20 protein-coding genes and 1 tRNA gene are annotated in these 22723 nt (G+C 36.2%); 20 read left to right on the forward strand and 1 reads right to left on the reverse strand.

The features are described from left to right. Positions 1-176: 176 nt before the first annotated feature. The 17 genes from CI949_RS06195 (at position 177) to CI949_RS06275 (ending at position 19996) form a co-directional block, all read left to right on the forward strand. Positions 177-1034, forward strand: a complete 858-nt coding sequence (locus CI949_RS06195; protein WP_133529452.1) for a glucose PTS transporter transcription antiterminator GlcT — start codon at positions 177-179, stop codon at positions 1032-1034. 212 nt (positions 1035-1246) lie between these two features. Next, complete coding sequence (locus CI949_RS06200) at positions 1247-2668, forward strand: PTS transporter subunit EIIC (protein ID WP_133529453.1); 1422 nt, start codon at positions 1247-1249, stop codon at positions 2666-2668. Positions 2669-2744: 76 nt separating this feature from the next. After that, positions 2745-3224, forward strand: a complete 480-nt coding sequence (locus tag CI949_RS06205; protein WP_133529454.1) for a PTS glucose transporter subunit IIA — start codon at positions 2745-2747, stop codon at positions 3222-3224. A gap of 143 nt (positions 3225-3367) precedes the next feature. Further along, positions 3368-4504: a glutamate 5-kinase gene (gene proB / locus CI949_RS06210; RefSeq protein WP_108139090.1), complete on the forward strand. Its 1137-nt coding sequence runs from the start codon at positions 3368-3370 to the stop codon at positions 4502-4504. Further along, on the forward strand, positions 4494-5750 hold the full coding sequence (locus tag CI949_RS06215; RefSeq protein ID WP_290764151.1) for a glutamate-5-semialdehyde dehydrogenase: 1257 nt from the start codon (positions 4494-4496) through the stop codon (positions 5748-5750). Before proB ends, CI949_RS06215 begins: the two co-directional genes overlap by 11 nt. A gap of 19 nt (positions 5751-5769) precedes the next feature. Then, the gene (proC, locus tag CI949_RS06220) at positions 5770-6573 is read left to right on the forward strand and encodes a pyrroline-5-carboxylate reductase (protein ID WP_290764155.1); all 804 of its coding nucleotides are present in this window, start codon (positions 5770-5772) and stop codon (positions 6571-6573) included. Continuing rightward, positions 6574-7044, forward strand: coding sequence for a tRNA (adenosine(37)-N6)-threonylcarbamoyltransferase complex ATPase subunit type 1 TsaE (tsaE, locus tag CI949_RS06225; protein WP_133529457.1), 471 nt, complete (start codon positions 6574-6576; stop codon positions 7042-7044). After that, positions 7038-7751: a tRNA (adenosine(37)-N6)-threonylcarbamoyltransferase complex dimerization subunit type 1 TsaB gene (gene tsaB / locus CI949_RS06230; RefSeq protein WP_133529458.1), complete on the forward strand. Its 714-nt coding sequence runs from the start codon at positions 7038-7040 to the stop codon at positions 7749-7751. Before tsaE ends, tsaB begins: the two co-directional genes overlap by 7 nt. Further along, positions 7738-8805 carry a tRNA (adenosine(37)-N6)-threonylcarbamoyltransferase complex transferase subunit TsaD gene (gene tsaD, locus CI949_RS06235; protein WP_166637080.1) on the forward strand — a complete coding sequence of 356 codons (1068 nt, stop codon included), beginning with the start codon at positions 7738-7740 and terminating at the stop codon, positions 8803-8805. Before tsaB ends, tsaD begins: the two co-directional genes overlap by 14 nt. 8 nt (positions 8806-8813) lie before the next feature. Further along, entirely contained in the window at positions 8814-10160 is a 1347-nt protein-coding gene (locus tag CI949_RS06240) for a DUF512 domain-containing protein (protein ID WP_133529459.1), read from the forward strand. A gap of 235 nt (positions 10161-10395) precedes the next feature. Next, positions 10396-10686: a co-chaperone GroES gene (locus CI949_RS06245; RefSeq protein WP_076544792.1), complete on the forward strand. Its 291-nt coding sequence runs from the start codon at positions 10396-10398 to the stop codon at positions 10684-10686. A gap of 138 nt (positions 10687-10824) precedes the next feature. Then, a complete protein-coding gene (groL, locus tag CI949_RS06250) occupies positions 10825-12480 on the forward strand; it encodes a chaperonin GroEL (RefSeq protein WP_290764169.1) in 1656 nt (551 codons plus the stop codon). A 402-nt stretch (positions 12481-12882) separates the two neighbouring features. Beyond that, positions 12883-13692: a pyruvate, water dikinase regulatory protein gene (locus tag CI949_RS06255; RefSeq protein WP_108139105.1), complete on the forward strand. Its 810-nt coding sequence runs from the start codon at positions 12883-12885 to the stop codon at positions 13690-13692. Between the two features lie 14 nt (positions 13693-13706). Continuing rightward, positions 13707-16331: a pyruvate, phosphate dikinase gene (gene ppdK, locus CI949_RS06260; RefSeq protein WP_347877172.1), complete on the forward strand. Its 2625-nt coding sequence runs from the start codon at positions 13707-13709 to the stop codon at positions 16329-16331. Between the two features lie 191 nt (positions 16332-16522). After that, positions 16523-18061: a glutamine-hydrolyzing GMP synthase gene (gene guaA / locus CI949_RS06265; protein ID WP_290764174.1), complete on the forward strand. Its 1539-nt coding sequence runs from the start codon at positions 16523-16525 to the stop codon at positions 18059-18061. A gap of 29 nt (positions 18062-18090) precedes the next feature. Then, positions 18091-18384: a YerC/YecD family TrpR-related protein gene (locus CI949_RS06270; protein ID WP_133529463.1), complete on the forward strand. Its 294-nt coding sequence runs from the start codon at positions 18091-18093 to the stop codon at positions 18382-18384. A 208-nt stretch (positions 18385-18592) separates the two neighbouring features. Beyond that, positions 18593-19996 carry an NAD(P)/FAD-dependent oxidoreductase gene (locus CI949_RS06275; protein WP_290764178.1) on the forward strand — a complete coding sequence of 468 codons (1404 nt, stop codon included), beginning with the start codon at positions 18593-18595 and terminating at the stop codon, positions 19994-19996. Between the two features lie 111 nt (positions 19997-20107). Here CI949_RS06275 and CI949_RS06280 read toward each other — a convergent pair. Next, positions 20108-20184: transfer RNA gene (locus CI949_RS06280), tRNA-Pro, on the reverse strand. 159 nt (positions 20185-20343) lie between these two features. On the opposite strand from CI949_RS06280, the gene CI949_RS06285 reads away from it, so the two are divergent. From CI949_RS06285 to CI949_RS06295, 3 genes are all read left to right on the forward strand, one after another. Further along, positions 20344-20805: a redoxin domain-containing protein gene (locus CI949_RS06285; RefSeq protein ID WP_290764181.1), complete on the forward strand. Its 462-nt coding sequence runs from the start codon at positions 20344-20346 to the stop codon at positions 20803-20805. A 230-nt stretch (positions 20806-21035) separates the two neighbouring features. Further along, positions 21036-22106 carry an IS30 family transposase gene (locus CI949_RS06290; RefSeq protein ID WP_114488879.1) on the forward strand — a complete coding sequence of 357 codons (1071 nt, stop codon included), beginning with the start codon at positions 21036-21038 and terminating at the stop codon, positions 22104-22106. Between the two features lie 203 nt (positions 22107-22309). Continuing rightward, positions 22310-22723, forward strand: a 414-nt coding sequence (locus CI949_RS06295; RefSeq protein WP_290764185.1) for a DUF456 domain-containing protein, incomplete at its 3' end; no start/stop codon positions are given.

Here is a 22723-nt window from a genome sequence, read left to right on the forward strand (position 1 = left end):
CTGTTATTATTAAAGAAATGAATAATTTATAGAGTGTAACTGTTAAATCAGGCATAATCTAGGAAGGGATATTTTTAATTTGTTGAGAAAAATTTATCTTTTTCTGGATTTTTTTAATCTATTAGATATTAATTCTGATTTTTGCCAGTGATCTGCAATTTTTTGAGGGGGCATTTATGGCTGCAGCTGAGAAATTTAAAATAAAAAAGATCTTTAATAATAATGTTATTCTGGCCGAAGAAATTTCTTCTAAAAGAGAAATGATTTTAATTGGCAGAGGAATTGGCTTCTCTAGAAAAACTGGTGATCAGTTTTTGAAATCAGAACTTAAAATTGATAAAGAATTTGCACCGATTAAAGGTGAAAAAAGAGAAAACTATATTCAGTTATTAGAGGAAGTAGACAGTAAGGTAATCGGAATAACCGAAGAAATAATTGCAATGGCCAGTTCTGAGTTAAATGAAGAGCTGGATCAGCATATCAGGATTGGGCTTGCCGATCATATAGCTTTTTCTTTAAAAAGAATTAAAGATGGAATAGAGGTGGCTAATCCTTTTTTAGCGGAAACAAGAACCCTTTATAACAAAGAATACAGTCTGGCAGAAAAAGCTGTAGATATGATTTCTGATAGATTTAATTTAGCTGTACCCGAAAGTGAAGTAGGATTTATAACCCTTCATATTCACGGTGCCAGGAATGAAAGAGGAATTTCTAAAACTTTAAAAAATACTTCTCTGATTAAAGAGCTGGTAACAGAGGTGGAGAGCGAACTTGGGCAGAAGTTAAGTTATGATAGTCTTAATTATGCAAGATTAGTCAATCATCTGCGCTTTGCCCTCGAGAGAATAGAAACTGAGGCTTCAAATCCCAATCCACTTTTAGAAGATATTAAAGAGAATTTTAAATTTTCTTTTAAAGTAGCAGAAAAACTTGCTAAAATAATAGAAGATAAAGTTAACTGTCAGGTGCCGGACAGCGAAAAGGGTTATTTAGCACTGCATTTGCACAGATTAAAAAGAGATTTAGATATTTAACTAAAAATTTACTTTTGCATAATATGAGCTGTTTTGGCTCATTAAAATAAAATATAAATGTATTTAACTGGCGTGTTACTGTTCAATCAGGCAAAAGCCGATTAGATAGCGGACTAAAGTTATTAGTCTCAGTCTATCTAGTCGGCTTTTTTGCTTTTATATATATTTTTTATCTATAATAATTATAATTTTAAAAGGGAGGAAATTTTTTAATGAAAGGTTTTAAGAAGTTACAAAAAATTGGTAAAGCATTAATGACACCTGTTTCAGTTCTGCCAGCAGCAGGTATTTTAGTTGCTCTGGGTAGAATGCTTCAGGAACAGAGTGGTCTTGTTTTTGATGTTGGTGAGGTAATGTTTAACAGTGGAATTGCGATTTTTGAGCAGCTGCCCCTAATTTTTGCTTTAGGTGTGGCTATTGGTTTTGCTGGTGATGCTGTTGCAGCACTGGCTGCCGGTGTAGGATTTACAGTCTACGCAAAAGTGCTTGATGTAATGGCTGGAATAATTGATATTTCAGAAAGAACAGGAGGAAGTATTGAATCAATCAATACCGGAGTTTTTGGCGGTATAGTTGTGGGTATAATAGCTGCTCAAATGTACAAAAAGTTTCACAGCACTGAACTACCCCCATATTTAGGCTTTTTTGCCGGGAAAAGACTGGTTCCAATTGTTACCGCCGCAGGATCTGTTCTAGCAGGAGTTGCTTTATCGTTTATCTGGCCTCCGATTCAGATTCAAATAAATCAATTTGCCCGTTTTGCAATGAATTCACCTATAGGCCCAGCTTTATATGCAGCGGGAAAGAGGGCGCTAATTCCTGTTGGTCTACATCATGTTTATTATCCACCTTTTCTCTATGAATTTGGACGTTTTACAACCGAAGCTGGCCAGGTTTTAAGAGGAGAAACAGCCAGATTTTTTGCCGGGGATCCTACAGCAGGTCGTTTTATGGCTGCTGAGTTTCCACTGATGTTATTTGCTCTTCCATCTGCCTGTCTGGCTATGTATTTAAGAGCTAAAAATAAGGTTAAAGTTGCAGGTATGTTAACAACTGCTGCTATAACTTCTTTTTTAACTGGTATAACAGAGCCAATTGAATTTTTATTTATTTTTGTAGCTCCACCACTTTATTTATTTCATGTTGTTGGTGCTTTTATATCCGGTCTTTTAACTAACTACTTTAATATTAGAATTGGCTATACTTTTTCTGCCAGTGCAATTGATTATATCTTAAGTCTTTCTAATCTTGGTAATCCAATGATGTTCTGGCTAGTGGTGGGTCCAATAATGGCAGTTCTTTATTTTACAGTTTTCTATGTTACGATTCCGCTTTTTGATTTTGAAACACCAGGGCGCGGCAGTGATGCAGTTGAATCAGAAAATGAGGCTACTGCTGATAAAGATCAGAGAGCCGCAAATGTACTGGTTGCTTTAGGGGGAAGTGAAAACTTAGAAAGTGTAGATGCCTGTATTACCAGATTAAGGCTGGAAGTTGTTGATAATTCAAAGATTGACGAAAAAGAGCTGAAAAATTTAGGTGCTTCAGGAGTTATGAAATCGGGCAGCAGTGTCCAGGTTGTTTTTGGACCTGAGTCTGACGCTTTAAAAGATAAGATCAAAGACATAATGTAAATTAATTCTAGTTGTTTAAAATAATTCTGTAAATTATCAAAAAAATGTTTTATAATAAATTAAAGGAGGAGATTTGATGTTTAATATATTTAAGAAAAAAGAAGAATATTTAGCTGCACCATTTGCAGGGGAAGTTAGTGAACTGCAGTATGTACCGGATGATGCTTTTGCCCAAAAAATGCTTGGAGACGGATTTGCTATCACTCCTGAAGAAAATGTAGTTAAGTCTCCCTGTGCCGGTGAGATTGTTCAGATTTTTTCTACAGGCCATGCAGTCGGAATTAAAACTAAAAAAGGGCTGGAAGTTCTGGTTCATATTGGAATAGATACTGTTAAATTAGATGGAGAAGGATTTACAAAGCTTGTAGAAAATGGGGATAAGGTTGAAGTTGGGACTCCTTTAATTGAAGTAGATTTAGATTTCATTAAAGAAAATGCTCCTTCGATTTCTACTCCAGTTATTATTACCAACATGGAAAAAGTTAAAAATATAGAAATCTTAAAGAAAGAGAGAGTTAAAGCCGGAACCAAAGTTTTAAAGATAGAACTGGCTTAACTTAATTTTTACAGAAATATATTATATTACTGGGGATAGCTGTTTAGATAACAGCTATCCCCTTTTTATCTTTAATTAAATTTGATATAATAAATAAAAGTGTCTTTAATTCTAAAATTAGCTTAAGACAGGATGATTTAATAATGAAATTTAAGAGAATTGTAGTTAAAGTAGGGAGCAGCAGTTTAACCAACAAAAATGGAAAATTGAATTTTACTCAACTTGATGCTTTAAGCAGACAGCTTGTTGACCTTAAAAATCAGGGAAGAGAAATGCTTCTTGTTAGTTCCGGAGCTGTGGCAGCAGGTATGGGAGAGCTCGGCTATGCTAAAAAACCGGCTTCTATTCCAGAACAGCAGGCCTGTGCAGCTGTTGGACAGGGACTTTTAGTTGGTATTTATAATAAATTTTTCAGGGAATATGGAGCAAAATCTGCTCAAATTTTATTAACTTCAAGTGACCTAGAAAATAGAAACCGCTATTTAAATGCCTTTAATACTTTAAAAACTTTAATTGAACATGATGTAATTCCTGTAATTAATGAAAATGATACAGTGGTTACAAATGAAATTAAAGTAGGAGATAATGATACTCTGGCAGCAAGAGTTGCCGGACTGGTAGAGGCAGATTTATTGATCAATCTTTCTGATGTTGATGGACTTTATAATGGCAATCCAGATGGAAATAGAGATAATGTTAGTCTGATTTCTAAAGTTGAGAATATTACCGCTGAGATAGAAAAAATGGCTGGCGGTAAGGGAAGTGAAGTTGGAACAGGTGGTATGGAAACAAAGATTGAAGCTGCTAAAATCGCGGTAAATTCCGGGGTGCAGATGATTATTGGCTCAGGGAAAGAAAAAAACTCACTTCTAAAAATTGTGGAGATGGCAGAAAATAGTCAGTTTGATCTGGGAACTACCTTCCTAACAGCCGAGGAGAGGTTGTCTAAAAGAAAACAGTGGCTTAATTTCAATCTGCCGCCGCTTGGTAAAATTGTAGTTGATCAGGGAGCAGCAGAGGCCTTAGTCAGAAGAGGCAAAAGTTTACTACCCGGTGGCATTATTAAGATTGAAGGAGAATTTAATAGTGGTGATCCGGTAACTATTAGTGACGGGAAACGGGCGATTGGTAAGGGGATTGTTAACTATAATTCTGACGAAATTGAAAAAATTAAAGGCGCTCATTCAAATGAGATTGAACAAATTCTTGGTTATTTTAATAAAAGTGAAGTTATCCATCGAGATAATATGGTTATAGGAGGAGATAAAGATGAGTATTAGAGAAGAATTAATTTCACAGGCAGATGCAGCGAAAAAAGCAGCCAGGAAATTAGCCAAAGCAGGTACCAACGAAAAAAATAATGCTTTAAATTCTATTGCTGATAAACTGCTGGAAAGACAGGCTGAGATCTTAGAGATTAACGAAAAGGATATGCAGAAAGGCAGAGACAATGATTTAAGTAGAGCCTTACTTGATCGACTTAAGCTCACTGAAGCAAGAATTGAGGGGATGGCTCAGGGTTTAAGAGAAGTTGCCGCTCAGGAAGATCCGATTGGAGAAGTTCCTCAGATGTGGAAAAGACCAAATGGACTTCAGATTGGCAAAATAAGAGTTCCGCTGGGAGTAATCGGTATTATTTATGAAGCCAGGCCTAATGTTACAGTTGATGTAGCAGGTCTCTGTTTAAAATCAGGAAATACAGTGATTCTGCGTGGGGGATCAAACGCTTTTAACTCAAATCAAATTTTAACAAACATCATTCAGGATGGTCTGCAGGAGGCCGGGCTGCCAAAAGAAGCTGTTCAGTTAATTTCTTCTACTGACCGTAAGGCAGTAGATATACTCTTTACTCTAAATGATTATTTAGATGTTTTAATCCCGCGCGGTGGAGCCGGTTTGATTCAAAAAGTTGTCAACGAATCAAAGGTGCCTGTAATCGAAACGGGTGTTGGTAACTGTCATGTTTATGTAAATAAAGATGCAGATCTGACGAAAGCTAAAAAAATTGTTTTCAATGCTAAATATTCCAGACCTGCTGTCTGCAATGCTGCCGAAAGTTTACTGGTTGATCAGGAGGTTGCAGAGGAGTTTCTGCCAGAGATGGGCCGAATTTTTGCCGAAAGTGATGTAGAATTAAGGGGCTGTGAGCAGACTCAAAAGATTGTCCCTAAAGTTAAAGCAGCTACAGAAGAAGACTATGCAACCGAATTTTTAGATTATATTATGTCTGTTAAAGTTGTAGCAGATTATGAAGAAGCTGTAGAGCATATCTATAAGTATGGAACCAAACATTCGGAGGCTATAGTAACAGAAAATTATACTACTGCCAGAGCATTTTTAGATGATATTGATGCAGCAGCAGTATATGTAAATGCTTCGACCCGTTTTACAGATGGAGGACAGTTTGGACTGGGGGCTGAAACAGGAATCAGTACTCAAAAACTGCATGCCAGAGGACCAATGGGATTAAAAGAATTAACAACTACCAAATATATAATTATGGGTAATGGTCAGATTAGAGAGTAAGCTGGAGGAGGATTTATAAATGAACTTAGCGATTATTGGTCTGGGAAATATGGGAGAGGCAATTTTAAGTGGTATTTTAAATCAGGGCTTAGTTAAGCCCGAAAATATTACAGCCGCAGATAAGAAATTTGCTGATGCGGAATTTGAGCTTCCAGCTGAATTTTCTCAGATAGCTATTACTGCTGATAATAAAGCTGCTGCAGCTGAAGCTGATTATATTATTCTGGCAGTTAAACCTCAGATAATTAACTTAGTACTGGAAGATATTAAAAAAGAAGCAGCTTCAAAAGTGATTATTTCAATTGCAGCCGGAGTTAAAACAGAATTACTTGCCCAGTACTTTGGTGCCAGAGCTAAGATAATTAGAGTAATGCCCAATACTCCGGCTTTAGTTGCAGAAGGGATGAGTGCTCTTTATTATACTTCAGCTGTTGAGGCAGATGAGAAAGCCTTTGTTGATAGGATTTTTAATTCACTGGGAAAAACAGTTGAGGTCAAAGAAGAGGCAATGGATGCAGTAACTGGACTCAGCGGCAGTGGGCCGGCCTTTGTTTACCTTTTTATTGAGGCACTGTCAGATGCAGGAGTTTTAAAAGGGCTTGATCGTCAGACTGCTCTTAAACTGGCTGCTCAAACGGTTAAAGGTGGAGCCGAAATGGTATTAAGTTCAGATAAACATCCTGCTGAATTAAAAGATATGGTTTGTTCACCGGCAGGAACTACAATTGCCGGGGTAGCAGAACTGGAAGAGAATGCATTTCGGGCCTCTGTAATTAAAGCTGTAAAAGCAGCAGCCGAGCGTTCAGAGGAGCTGGGAAATTAAATGGATAAAAGTTATTCAATGATTACTGATTCTCCAGCCGGGACTGAAGAATTTGGTCGGAAACTGGCTCAATTAATTGAAATTCCAGCACTTATTCTGCTTAAAGGAGAGCTGGGCACCGGTAAAACTTTAATTACTAAAGCCGCTGTTTCAGTCTTTGGTTATCAGGGTGAAGTGACAAGCCCTACTTTTAATCTGGTCCAGGAATATTCAGGAGAAAAAGAGATTATTCATATGGATCTTTATCGTCTGGATAGAACAGAAGAACTTTTAGAAATTGGTTTTGAAGATTATTTAAACAGAGAAGCTGTTATTTTTATTGAATGGCCGGAACTTGCTCTGCCGCTGCTTCCGGCTGATTTTATTTTTATTAATCTAGAAAAAATATCTGCTGAAAAGAGAAAAATAACTGTTCGTGGTGAAGGTAAAAAAAGCAGATTATTAATAGAAAGGTTGAATAAAGAATGTTAACTCTGGCAATAGATAGTTCAACAGATAATCTTGGTCTGGCCCTGATGGAATCAGGTCAGCTTAGAGGAGAATTTAATTTAAGTTTAAAAAGGCAGCACAGCGAAAAATTACTGCCCTTAATGGAAGAAATTTTTGAGCTTTTAGAGATTGAAGCTAAAGATCTCGATGGAGCTGCTGTAGCTACAGGCCCCGGGTCTTTTACCGGCCTCAGAATTGGTATTACAACAGCAAAAATGCTGGGTAGAATTTTTGCTATTCCAGTTAAAGGAATTCCTACACTTGAAATCATGGCAGCAGGAGCAGCCGGTGCTTATAGATTAGCACTTTTAGATGCCAGAAGAGAGAGAGTCTATTATGCTTTTTATCAGCAGCCAGAAGCTGAGTTTGATGATTTTATTAAAGAAATATATCCGCCGGCAGCTGTTAGGATTGCTGAGTTGCCCAAAATTTTAAAAGATTACAGTGAGCATCAAATAACTATAATTGGGGAAAAAAAATTAGAAGTAGGAAAAGTATTAAAAGCAAATGATTTTTCGATAAAATATGGTGAACCTGAATCAGATCTGCCTCGAGCTGCAGTTTTAGCAAGGCTGGGAGAAAATTATTTAAAACGGGGCCAAAAAGATGATATTTATCAGCTTAAACCTGCTTATTTAAAAAAGCCCCAGGCCGAAATTAACTGGCAGCAGAAATATGGAAGTAATTAATATGGGAGTGGAAAAATTGAAATATAGCGATAAGTTAAAAAATAAAAATGAAGATATTTATATACTTGCCTTAGAGAGCTCCTGTGATGAAACTGCAGCTGCAGTTAATAAAAATGGATTGGAGGTCATGGCAAATGTTGTTTCTTCACAGGTTGATGTTCATAAAAAATTTGGGGGAGTGGTGCCGGAAATTGCTTCTCGCAAACACTTAGAACTGCTGCTGCCTGTAATTGACCAGGCATTAGCAGAAGCTGGAATTAAGTTTGAGGATTTAGATGCAGTAGCTGCTACATCCGGTCCAGGACTGGTCGGCGGGCTTTTAGTTACTCTGACAGCTGCTAAGACTATTTCGCTTGCTTTAAATATCCCATTAATCGGGGTCAATCATATTGCCGGTCATATTTATGCTAACTTTATTGCTAATCCTGAGATTAAAAAACCACTTCTCTGTCTGACTATTTCTGGTGGACACACAGATCTTTTATATTTTGAAGATTTGAGGGGGTATCAAATCTTAGGTAGAACCATAGATGATGCAGCCGGAGAGGCGTTTGATAAAATCTCTCGTTTTCTTGGCCTCGGTTATCCTGGTGGTCCAGCAATAGAAAAGGCAGCTCAGATGGGGAACGAAGAGGCTATAGACTTTCCCAGAGCTGATTTAGGTAAAAGTTACAACTTCAGCTTTAGTGGCTTAAAAACCTCTGTGATGAATTATGTTAATAATGAAAAACAGCGGGGAAATGAAATAAATACCAGTGATCTGGCAGCCAGTTTTCAGAAAGCAGTTGTAGACAGCCTGGCTTCTAATTTACTGCAGGCTGTAGAGGAATATAAAGTTGAAAGTGTTGTTTTATCAGGTGGAGTTGCGGCCAATCAAAGATTGAGAAGCTATCTGGAAGAAAAGTTAGAAAAATATAATTTAAAACTTTATTATCCTCCTCTGGAGTTATGTACTGATAATGCGGCGATGATTGGAGCAGTGGCTTATTATCAGTACCTTGAGCGAGATTTTGCTCCTTTAAGTATTAGTGCTGACCCCTCTTTAAAATTGTAGGTGATGAGATGAAAAGAAGATCTAGAGAAGAAATTTTATTTAAAACCGTAAAGGAAGATAATATACTGCCGATAACTTCAATCTGCAAATTGAACTGCATCTTCTGTAGCCATAAAAATAATCCTTCAGAGATTGAAACTTACAGCTTTGGCCATTTGGAATTTGATTTAATTAAAACGATGATTGAATTTTTAGATCCAGAGCTGCCGGTTTTTATAGGTGAGTCAGCCAGTAAAATTATCGAAGGAGAACCCTTTGTTCACCCTGAAATTTATCAGATTTTAGAGTATCTACGTCAGCGGTGGCCCGGTATTGAAATAAAAATAACAACCAGTGCCTCATTTATCAAGCCTGAAAAAATTGATCTATTAAAAAAATTAGAGCCGCTGGAATTAAATATATCCTTAAATGCCCCCGCTCCTGAGGAACGGGTTTTTTTAATGAATGATTCGCAGCCGAAAAATGTATTTAAGTTTATACCTGCACTCAAGCAGAGGCAGCTGAAATTTTCTGCCAGCATTGTTTCGATGCATCATCTAATGGGTTTTGATTATTTAAAAAGAACTTTTGATTATCTGGAGCAGTATCCTCCGCTGACACTGCGTGTTTTTATGGCTGGCTTCAGTCATTATGCAGATTCAGAAATTACTGCTGATGCAGCTGAATATCAGAAGCTGGATCAATTTATTAAAAAAATCAAAAATAATTATTCATATCCAATAATTATTGAACCTCAGCTGCTAAATAATTTTAAGGCCCAGATCAATGAAATTATAAAAAATTCACCGGCAGCAAAAGCTGATTTAAGAGCTGGCGATATTATAAAAAAAGTAGATCAGAAAGCTGTTAAAAGCAGAGTTGATGCTTTTTATCAGATCAAAAAAGCCCAAAATCCAGCGGTCGAAATTCAAAGAGCTGATGAAAATAAAATAATAATTATTAAAAAGAAGAAAAATGAAATTTCCGGACTGATAATGTCCTATGACTTGAGTCGAGATGTAAAAAATACTCTAGAAGCCCATGCTGCTGAAAGTTTGAAAAACAAAAATGAAATTACAGCAATTATGGCTTCAGAAGCAGGATATGATCTTTTAGCTGATTTGCTTAAAGATTATTTGGTTATCAGTGACCACTTAAAACTATTGAAAGTAAAAAATAAATTTTTTGGAGGCTCAATTATTGCAGCAGGACTTTTAACTAATTATGATTTAGAAAGAAGTCTCGAAACTATAAATGGAAAAATTACAAAAATCGTTTTACCAGAAATTATATATGATTACTATGGCAATGATTTAACCGGTAACCACTATACTGAACTGGAAGAAAAATACGGGGCAGAGCTTGTTTTGATTTAATCCTTGAAATGTAAAAAAGGAAGACATCCTCATAAATTAATCGTTAATCAGAGAATGAGCTATTTAATCGATTTTAATAGACTTTAGAACTCTCTAATCTATTATAATAGTCAAATGAAGAGTTTGATTTTCCCAACTGTCTTAGATATTATATTTACAGTGCTTGTTAGCACTCGTCTTAAATGAGTGCTAATCATTATAAAAGAATATAATATTAGAAGGGGGTTATTTTTTAATGAGTATTAAACCACTAGATAACAGAGTTGCAGTAAAATTTGTCAAAGATGAAGGTGAAGAAAAAACCAAGGGAGGAATTGTACTTCCTGATACAGCCAAAAAAGATGAAAAGCCACAGCAGGGTGAGATTGTAGCTGTAGGTAAAAATATTGCTCCGGAAGGAGAAGAAGCTGAAGTAGCTGTTGGAGATACTGTAGTTTTTGATAAATATGCTGGAACAAAAGTTGAAATTGATAGTGAAGAATATATTATTCTTGCAATTGAAGATATTTTAGCAGTAATTAACTAAATAATACTTATTGATTCAACTAAGCAGTAGAAATAAAAGTTTAATTTTTATAAGCTAATTAGTAATATTTCTATTTGAATTTTTATTTAAAGCTTACTTTCAAAAATAACTCAGATTAATTATACAGGAGGGATTTAGATGCCAAAACAGTTAAAATTCGGCGAAGATGCACGCCGCAAGTTAGAAACAGGAGTTTCTCGTTTAGCAAATGCAGTCAAAGTAACACTCGGACCAAAAGGACGTAATGTACTTTTAGAAAAGAGCTTTGGTTCACCTACTATCACTAATGATGGTGTTAGTATTGCTAAAGAAATAGAATTAAAAGATCGCTATGAAAATATGGGCGCCCAGGCAGTTAAAGAGGTAGCAACTAAAACTAATGATGTTGCCGGTGATGGTACAACAACTGCAACAGTATTAGCAGAAGCTATGTTAAAAGAAGGATTTAAAAATGTAGCTGCTGGTGCAAATCCAATGCTGATCAAAAGAGGTATTCAAAAAGCAGTAGAAAAATTAACTGATGAGATTGCTTCAGTTGCCAGACCAGTAGAAGGAAAAGAAGCTGTATCACAGATTGCTTCAATTTCTGCCGGTAATGATGACGAAATTGGTAACTTAATTGCAGAAGCAATGGAAAAAGTAGGTCAGGACGGAGTTATCTCTGTTGAAGAATCAAAGAGTATGGGAACTTCCTTAGATGTTGTAGAGGGTATGCAGTTTGATCGCGGATATCTATCCCCTTACATGGTAACTGATACTGATACAATGGAAGCATCTTTAGAAGATCCATATATCTTAATTACTGATAAAAAGATTTCAAGTATTCAGGATATTTTACCTTTATTAGAGCAGGTTGCTCAGTCAGGTAAAAGCTTAATGATTATTTCTGAAGAAGTTGAAGGTGAAGCATTAGCTACTCTAGTAGTAAATAAAATTCGTGGAACCTTTAACTGTGTAGCTGTTAAAGCACCTGGATTTGGTGACCGCCGCAAAGCGATGTTAGAAGATATTGCCGTTCTAACAGGTGGTACTCTAATTACTGAAGACCTTGGCTTAAAGCTTGAAAATGCAAGCATTAATGATCTTGGTCAGGCACATAAAGTAACAATTACTAAAGATGATACAACTATCGTTGAAGGTAATGGAGATAAAGAAAAAATTCAGGACAGAATTTCTCAATTAAGAAAGCAGATTGAGACAACAACTTCTGATTTTGATAGAGAAAAATTACAGGAAAGATTAGCAAAATTAGCTGGTGGAGTTGCAGTAATCCAGGTTGGTGCAGCAACAGAAACCGAGCTAAAAGAAAAGCAGCACAGAATTGAGGATGCATTATCTGCTACCAGAGCAGCTGTGGAAGAAGGTTTAGTTGCTGGTGGAGGTACAACTTACCTCAAGGTAATGGCTTCTCTTGATAGCTTAAACTTAGAAGGAGACGAAGGTACTGGAGTTGATATTGTACGTAAAGCTCTAGAAGCTCCAATCAAGCAGATTGCTAATAATGCAGGTCACGAAGGATCTGTAGTTGTAGAAAGAGTTAAGGAAAAGGATGAAGGAATCGGTTTTGACGCTATGAAAGGCGAATATGTTAATATGATTCAGGCCGGTATCATTGATCCAGCTAAAGTAACACGCTCTGCTCTGCAAAATGCAGCAAGTGCGGCTTCCATGCTCTTAACCACTGAGTGTTTAGTTGCTGATAACAGTGACGATGATGATGACAATAGTGGCGGAATGCCCGGTGGCATGCCCGGAGGAATGGGCGGCATGGGTGGCATGGGCGGCATGATGTAAGCCCGATAACCACTCAGCACTATAGTTTTTAATCTTAATGATGCATCTCTCTGCTCCGGGAGGTGCATCTTTTTTAATTTATTTTTAATCAAATTTTCTTCTTTTAAAAAAGGATTTTTTTAATTAATAGAGAATAAATATTATAAGAGAAAACTATTTAGCTATGAAAGTTTAAATTAAAGTTTTATTTTAATAATATCTGCTGTAATAAGATAATGCCTAAACAAAATAATACTGCTGACAAAATACCCAGTTAAAATACTTTATTTTAAATTTTCATAATTTTTTGCGAAAAATAAAGGTTTATTTTGCAAAAAATAGAAATAAAATACAGGTGGTGATATATAAAAAAAGACAGATAAAAATAACTTACAAAAAAGCTCTGTAGGATAAGGTGATAATATGATAAAAAATTTCTTAGTCTATGTATTATCTGATTCAGTGGGAGATACTGCAGAACAGGTTGCTCGAGCTTCTGCAGAACAGTATAAAGACTCGGATTATGAAATAAAAAAATATCCCTATGTAGAAAGCAAAACAAAAATTGATAATATTATAGAAGGTTTAAATTCCGAAAATTCAATCTTCGTTTATACTATTGTCAATAAGGAAATCTCCGAATACCTTCGCCAGAAATGCGAAGAAATAGGAGTCCCTTATATTGATGTTATGGCCCCCTGTTTAGATACATTTACTGATTTTTTAGGACAGGAACCTGTAAGGGAATCTGGTGTTATTCGTAAACTGGATGAAGACTATTTTAAAAGGGTTGAAGCAGTGGAGTTTGCTGTTAAATACGATGACGGCAAGGATCCCCGTGGTATTTTGAAAGCAGATATTGTCTTGATTGGTGTTTCACGATCTTCGAAAACTCCATTAAGTATGTATCTTGCTCATAAAAATTACAAAGTAGTTAATATTCCACTGGTTAAAGGCTCAAAAGTACCAGATGAATTATTTGAAGTTCCACGCAGAAAAATAATTGGCCTGATGATTGACCCTTCGGATTTAATAGAAATAAGAAGGGAAAGAATCAGAGTTTTAGGTCTTGATAATAGTGTTGATTATGTGTCAATAGAAAAGATATATGAGGAACTGGAATATGCCGAAAGAATAATGAGAAAAGTTGGCTGTCCGGTAATTGACATGACTAAAAAAGCTGTCGAAGAAGCGGCAAATTTAGTCATTGATATCATAAATGATCTTAACTAACAAAAGGAGGGGTTTTGTTGAAGAAATATGTATATGACTTTGAAGAAGGAAAAAAAGAAATGAAGTCACTGTTAGGTGGTAAGGGAGCCAATCTTGCTGAGATGAGCAAAATTGGATTACCTGTACCCCCTGGATTTACAATCACTACAGAAGCCTGTATTCACTATCTTGAAATTGGTGAAAAACTGGAGGAAAGTTTAAAAGAAAGTATTTTTAAACATTTAGAAAACCTAGAAAAGAAAATAGGCAAAGATTTTGGTGATGTAGATGATCCTCTCTTAGTATCTGTTAGATCTGGAGCAGTAATTTCTATGCCCGGTATGATGGACACTATTTTGAATCTTGGTTTAAATGATAAGAGTGTTGAAGGTCTTGCTAAAAAGACTTCTAATCCTCGTTTTGCCTATGACAGCTACAGACGTTTAATTCAGATGTTTGGTAATGTTGTTTTAGGAATTCCAGGTTATGAATTTGATAATTATCTGGAAAGGAAAAAAGAGAAAAAAGGGTATGATAATGATACTGATCTAACAGTTGATGATCTTAAAGATATAATCAAAGATTTTAAAGCATTAATTAAAAATAGAAAAGACATAGATTTTCCACAAAAACCAGAAGAACAATTATTAATGGCTGTTAAAGCTGTATTTAGTTCCTGGAGTAATAACCGCGCTATATCTTACAGAAATCACAATGATATCCCACATGACTTAGGTACAGCAGTAAATGTACAGACTATGGTTTTTGGTAACATAGGTGAAAACTCAGGTACAGGTGTTGCCTTTACCCGCAATCCTGCTACTGGTGAAAACAAGGTTTTTGGTGAGTTTTTACTCAATGCTCAGGGTGAAGATGTTGTTGCTGGTATTAGAACTCCAAAAGATATCAGTGAATTAAATAATTTAATGCCTGAGGTTTACGATGAGTTTATAGAAGTAACTGAAACCTTAGAGCAGCACTATCATGATATGCAGGATATTGAGTTTACTATTCAGGAAGGAGATCTCTTCTTACTGCAGACCAGAACTGGAAAAAGAACTGCAGATGCAGCTGTAAATATTGCTGTTGATATGGAAGAAGAGGGCTTAATTGATAAAGAAACTGCTGTTATGCGAATCGATCCTGAAGATATCAGTCAATTATTACACCCTAACTTCAAAGAAGAAGAATTAGAAAAAGCGGATCTGCTGGCTAAGGGTCTGGCAGCTTCTCCTGGCGCAGCTACAGGTAAAGTTTACTTTAACTCAGAAGATGCAGCTGAAGCTGCTGCTGATGGTGAAGATGTAATTTTAGTTCGTAAAGAAACCTCACCTGAGGATATTGAAGGAATGGTAAAGTCTAATGGTATCCTAACATCTCGTGGTGGAATGACATCACATGCTGCAGTTGTTGCTCGTGGAATGGGTAAATGTTGTGTTGCCGGTGCCGGAGATATTCAGGTTGACGAAAGCTCCAGACAGTTTTTTGTTGATGATCGGGTCTTTAATGAAGGAGATTATATTTCCCTAAATGGTAGTACTGGTGAGGTTTACGCTGGTGTTGTAGAAACTACAGATGCTAATTTAACAGATAACTTTAGAATGCTGATGGAATGGTCAGATGAATATCGTAAGATGGGAGTTTATACTAACGCTGATACACCGCATGATGCTGAAGTTGCAATTGACTTTGGAGCAGAAGGTATTGGCCTCTGTCGTACAGAGCATATGTTCTTTGATAGTGAAAGAATTATTTCTGTTCGAGAAATGATTGTAGCTGACAGTAAGAAAAAACGTAAAAAAGCTTTAGATAAGTTATTCCCCTATCAGAAAGATGATTTTAAAGGAATCTTTAAAGTTATGCAGGATAAAACTGTAACAGTAAGACTTCTGGATCCACCTTTACACGAATTCCTGCCTCAAAATGACAGAGATATTAAAAACCTTGCTGATCAGCTGAGTATACCAGTTGATGAGTTAAAAAGAATAATTAGTGAATTAGAAGAGATGAACCCAATGCTTGGTCACCGCGGCTGCCGTCTTGGAATAACCTATCCTGAAATTTATAAGATGCAGGTTAAGGCTATCATTTCTGCGGCTCTGGAAGTTAAAGAAGAAGAGGGTTATGATGTCAAAGCTGATATTATGATTCCGCTTGTAGGTACAGCAAAAGAGTTAGAAATATTAAGAGAAGATGCGGTAGAGGTTGCAGAAGAACTTCTGGAAAACTCAAGTGTTAAAGTGAATTATAGTGTAGGAACAATGATTGAGATTCCAAGAGCTGCTTTAACTGCAGACAAAGTTGCAGCTCATGCTGATTTCTTCTCCTTTGGTACCAATGATCTAACTCAGATGACTTACGGTTTCTCTCGTGATGATGCTGGTAAGTTTATCAGTAAGTATTTAGATCAGGAGATATTTGCTAAAGATCCTTTCCAGGTCTTAGACCAGGAGGGCGTAGGTCAGTTAGTTGAAACTGCAGCAGAGCTTGGACGTAAAGCAAAACCAGATCTAAAATTAGGAATTTGTGGTGAGCACGGTGGAGAACCTTCTTCTATCGAATTCTGCCATAGAACTGGACTCAATTATGTTTCCTGTTCACCATATCGAGTACCAATTGCTCGTCTGGCTGCAGCTCAGGCCGCATTAAAAAATGATTAACAGCTAATATCTTATCTTATAATTTTTAAAGAAAGATATGAGATGAGAAATACTCCCTTCTGTTGAGTTTCTTTAACAGGAGGGAGTTTTAATATTTGAATTTAAAAAATATTTATCTAAGCGACTTATTCCTTGACAAAGGCCTTAAATCCACTGTATACTTTAGTAAATAAAAGCGGAAGGGGAATTAGATGGATTACGATAAGATATTGATTCTTGATTTTGGCGGCCAGTACAGTCAGCTGATTGCAAGAAGAGTAAGAGAATTTAATGTATATTCTGTAATTAGAGGGCATAATATTGAGCTGGAAGAAATCAAAAAAATTGATCCGGCAGCTATAATTTTTTCAGGTGGACCTGATAGTGTAACATCACCTGGTGCTCCAGGGGTAGATCAGGGTGTATTTAAACTCGGGATTCCAATTTTAGGTATTTGTTATGGAATGCAGTTGATGGCACAGCTTTTAGAAGGCGGTCATGTAGAAAAAGCTGAACATGGTGAATATGGTAAGGCAGATTTAGAAATTTATACTGATAAAAAACTGTTTAAAGAATTAGAAAACCATTCTCAGGTCTGGATGAGTCATGGTGATCATGTCAAAGAAGTACCGACAGGTTTCGAAATTATTGCTAGAACTGAATTAACAGCTACAGCAGCAATGGCTGACTTTGAGAGAAATTTTTATGGAGTTCAGTTTCATCCAGAAGTCAATCATACAATTCAGGGAAAAACTATACTTCACAATTTTTTATTTAGAATTGTAGATGTCAGAGCCAACTGGAATATGGCAGATTATATTAATGAAGAAGTAGAAAGAATTAGAAAACAGGTTGGTAAGGGCAAGGTGATCTGTGGTCTGTCTGGTGGGGTTGATTCTGCAGTTGCTTCTGCTATTGTACATAAAGCTATGGGAGACCAGTTGACCTGTATTTTCGTTGATCACGGGCTGCTCCGTAAAGGTGAAGCTGAGCAGGTAAAAAGAACCTTTGGGGAAGAGTTTAATATTCCTCTGGTTTATGTCGATGCTAAAGAAAGATTTTTGGATAGACTGGCAGGAGTCAAAGATCCTGAGCGAAAAAGGAAAATTATCGGTGATGAGTTTATCCAGGTTTTTGACGAAGAAGCAGAAAAATTAGAAGATGTCCGCTACTTAGTTCAGGGGACAATTTACTCTGATGTTATAGAAAGTGGGGGCACTGATAAAGCGGCCACTATCAAAAGTCATCACAATGTTGGGGGACTGCCTGAGGAGATGAATCTTGATCTGGTTGAGCCTCTTCACTTCCTCTTTAAAGATGAAGTTAGAAAAATTGGAGAGGTACTGGGTTTACCAGAAGAAATTGTCTGGAGACAACCTTTTCCTGGTCCAGGACTTGCAATCAGAATAATTGGTGATGTCGACTGGGACAAACTGGAGATTTTAAGAAATGCTGATGCTATAGTCCAGGAAGAAATCAAAGAAGCCGGTCTTTATCGAGATATCTGGCAGTCATTTGCAGTTTTACCTGACTTAAGAAGTGTGGGAGTTATGGGAGATGAGAGAACTTATGGTTATCCGATCATTTTAAGAGCAGTAAATAGTGATGATGCGATGACAGCTGACTGGGCTCGTTTGCCCTATGAGGTGCTGCAGTCAATTTCGAATAGAATAGTTAATCAGGTGGAAGAAGTTAACAGAGTAGTTTTTGATATTACTTCAAAACCACCTGGTACAATAGAATGGGAGTAAGATCCATATTCAGAAGAGAGGTGTAAACTTTGTCCAGAAATATAAAGGATAAATTTACTGAGCAGCTATTTGAAGCAATTTTGATGCTTGAAAGCAAAGAAGAATGCTATAATTTCTTTCAGGATATAGCTACTATTGGAGAGATAAAGGCTTTAGGTCAGAGGCTGGAAGTAGCTAGAATGCTTAAAGAAGGTTATACATATGATCATATAGTGGCTGAGACAGGTGTAAGCACAGCAACAATTAGTCGAGTTAAACGCTCCCTGGAATATGGGGAGGACGGCTATAATCTGATTCTGGCCCGTCTGGAAGAAAAAGAATAGCAGAATAATTTATAAAGAATTGTAATTAAAGATCTTTTAATAATCGACCCGAATAATTGGGTCGATTTTTTTATGACATAAAAAAAAGATATTGGATAAATTTAAAATAAAAGCAGGAATCTGAGCTTCAGTCTAGAAACTATAGTATTGGTTTGTCTAAAAAATAATATTTAGACTTTATTTTAAAAACCTGGAGGTTTAATAATTAATGAGTAAAAGAGATTATGATTTAATCATCATTGGAGCTGGACCGACTGGAATATTTACTGCGATGGAATTTGTGAAAAAGGAAGCAGAACTTGATATTCTAATTTTAGAAAAGGGTACTGATCTAGAAAAAAGGGTCTGCCCCATGAAGGAAAATCCTGGAATGGGCTGTGTTAACTGTCCGAGCTGTGCTATAGTTTCAGGCTGGGGAGGAGCTGGAGCTTATAGTGATGGAAAACTTTCTCTATCTCCTGACATTGGTGGGAATTTAGAAAACTACATAGGAAGACAGGAACTAATTGATAATATTGCTTATGCAGATGATATTTATATGGAATTTGGAGCACCTGATCGTATTTTTGGAGTGGCTGAAGACAAGCAGGATGAAATTAGAAAGAAGGCTGTTCGAGCTGAGCTTAATTTTATTCCAGCCAGTTTGCGCCACTTAGGAACAGGATACAGTCAGGTTGTTCTGCAGAATATGCAGGACTATTTAGAAGAAGAGGGAGTAGAAATCAGATTTGGTGTTAATGTTAAGAAGTTTATAGTCGAAGCAGATCAGATTAAAGCTGTAAAGACTGAAGCAGGAGAAAAAATCACAGCTGATTTTGTAATGGCTGCTGCAGGCAGGGAAAATGCAGAGTGGTTAACTAATGAGGCTAAAAAACTTGATATTAGGACAGCAATTAATCCGGTTGATATTGGAGTTCGAGTTGAATGTCCGGCTGCAGTAACTGAATATATGACTGATAATCTATATGAATCTAAATTGATATATCATACCCCAACTTTTGAAGATAAGGTGAGAACTTTCTGTATGTCTCCCTATGGTGAGGTTGTTAGTGAGAACAACCAGGGTTTAATCACAGTCAACGGCCACAGTCATTCTGATATAAAAACTCATAATACTAACTTTGCTCTTTTGGTAAGCAAAACTTTTACAGAGCCCTTCCATGAGCCAATTAAATATGGTAAGAGTATTGCTAAACTTGCTAATATGCTTGCTGGTGGTGTTCTTGTCCAGAGACTGGGTGACCTGCTGGAAGGTAGAAGAACCACTGAAGAAAGATTAAAGCGCTCTGTGACAGAACCGACTTTAAAAGATGCAACTCCCGGGGACTTGTCTCTGGTTCTGCCCCACAGACACCTGACAGGTATTATTGAAATGTTAAAAGCTCTTGATAAAATTACTCCAGGGATTTACGGACGTGATACTCTGCTTTATGGAGTAGAAGTTAAATTTTATTCTTCCAGACTGGAAGTTAACGAAAATCTGGAAAGTAAGGTTAAAAATTTATTCTTTGGTGGAGATGGAGCAGGAATAACAAGAGGATTGATGCAGGCTTCTGTTTCTGGACTTGTAATAGCTCGCTCGATCATGAATAAGTTAGAAAAAGACAATTAAATAGCGAAAACTTTTATAGTGATCGAATAATAAAAATTAAGGCAGTAAACACACTCGTTTGGGATGTGTTTTACTGCCTTTTAGTTTATATATCAATAATTATCTAAAAAATGGTCTGGCTGCGGGGATTTGAACCCCGGACCTCTTCGTCCCGAACGAAGCGCGCTACCAAGCTGCGCCACAGCCAGTTAAGATTATAAATTATTATACCATAATTTTTATAAATGCAAAAGCAAATAATTATGGAAATTGTTAAATTTTCACTTGATATTAACTTTCAATAGAGTTACAATAAACACAAGTTAATAACTCGGGTTTAAATATATTTTAACAGGAGGTATTTGGAAATGAAATTAAAAAAAGGCGAAAGAATTCCAGAATTTAAGTTAAGTGATCATCAGGAAGAAGAAGTTAGTTTAGAAAAATTTGAAGGTAAAAATGTACTGCTTTCTTTTCATCCACTTGCCTGGACAAGTGTCTGCCGCAACCAGATGCAGGCTTTAGAAGATAATTATGATCAGTTTGAGGAAAATAATACTGTTCCACTGGGGATTAGTGTTGACCCTGTTCCTTCAAAAAGAGCCTGGGCAGAAAATATTGGACTTGAAAATTTAAGACTAGTATCTGATTTCTGGCCTCATGGTGACTTTGCTTCCAAACTTGGAATATTCATTGAGGAAAAAGGAATTTCAGGTAGAGTTAATATTTTAGTTAATGATCAGGGAGAGATTCTCTGGGCTAAAGAATATGATATCCCAGAATTACCTGATATTGATGAAGTTTTAAAAGCTGTTTCTGATAACGCTTAGTTATTAATGAAATATAACTGAGAAAATGAATTAGATCAACTGTTGTTCAGCAAAATAGAGTAAAAAGTTCACAACTAATTTATTCTAAAAAAAGAAATTAAGAGTTAAAAACCCTGTTTAGATGATAAATTGTATAATTAAATGCACGGTTTGATTTAGAAAAAAATAGACACATACCTGTACCTTTTGTATAATGTTAATAGCGACAAAAACATTAGGAGGTACAGAATATGTGTCAAGATAATTGTAACACAGAACGAAGCAAAGGTGAACACCTGACTTATAAAGATCGTGTAAAAATAGAGCATTTATATAATCAACAGGATAAAAACTTTGCAGAAATAGGAAGAGAATTAAATTGTGATAGAACAACTGTGAGCCGAGAAGTAAAAAAAGGAACTATTGAAATAAGAGATTATGAATGGAGAATTATAGAGGTATACTCACCTGAAAAGGGGCAAGAAGTCTATGATCACAATGCAACAGGCAAAGGCCCCAATTTAAAGATTGGTACAAATGATGAGCTTGCTAAATTTATTGAAAAAAGAATTAAAGCTCATAAATCACCTGCAGCAGTAGCTCAAAATATAAGAGAATCAGATGAGTTTGATATGGAATTACACTGGAAAACAATCTATAATTATATAGATAAAGAAATCTTAGATTTAGATAGAGATGATCTGCCTCATGGTAACTATAAGACAGAAAAAGACAGGCCAAAAGAAAGTGCAAGTACCACCAGACGCAAGGAAGGTCGGACAATTAGAGATAGACCTGAAGAGGCAGATACTAGAGAAGAATTTGGACACTGGGAGATGGATTTGGTAGAAGGAATAAAAGAAAAAGGAGAACCTTTTTTGCTGGTCTTAACAGAAAGACAGACCAGAGAGGAAATCATAGAGAAAATACCTAACAAAAAAGCAGAATCAGTAATAAAAGGACTGGATAGAATAGAAAGACGATTTGGGGTAGTTAATTTTAGAGAGACTTTCAAAACGATAACCACAGACAATGGATCAGAATTTGCAGATTATGAGGGGATAGAAGAATCGTTTACAGGCAGCAGTATCCCCAGAACCAGCCAGTATTACTGTGATGCCTACTGCAGCTGGCAGAGGGGCTCAAATGAGGTAGCTAACAGGTTTATTCGAAGATTCTTACCTAAAGGCACAAGTTTCAAAGGGATCAAGAGAACCCTGGTAAAAAAGATTCAGGAATTCATAAATACTTATCCCAGAAAAATGTTTGACTACGGTAACTCAGATGAATTATTCAGAGAAAAACTAAGTTTTAGCATCTAGAAATACTGAAGGTACAGGTAATTTCAAAGAAATCAAAAAAATCGTGCATTACATGTTGCAATTCACCACCCTGTTTAGATAACAGGGTTTTTTGCTTGCTTTAAGATATTTATGTTATAATAAAATTTAGCCTAGGATTTATTTATTAGTTTTAAAATTATTTTTGTCTGTGTTATTTATAAATCAATATTACTGAATGGGGAGTGATCAAATTGGAGATTTTTTTATTGATTATGCTTTTAATATTATTTGCCCTGGAAATTGCGGCAATCTTTTTGCCGGTGCTGCCTGATTCTGTTTTTTTCTGGGCTGCAGTTATTTTATACAGAATAATAAAGACAGATGTCAGCTATTCTCCTTATTTTTGGACCGGAGCAGTTTTAATTACAGTTATTATTTTTCTGGCAGATTATCTGGCCAACGCTTATTTTATTAAAAAACAGGGTGGAAGCAATAGAACGATTGCGGCAGCTGTTATTGGAATGGTAGTTGGTACAATATTTTTGGGACCTCTGGGATTTATAATTGGCCCTTTTCTTTTAATATTTATCGCTGAATACTGGCAGAGCAGAAATAAAAAGAATTCCTTTAAACTTGCTTTAAGCAGTATCTTTGCT

The sequence above is a fragment of the Halanaerobium sp. genome (genome assembly GCF_003070835.1).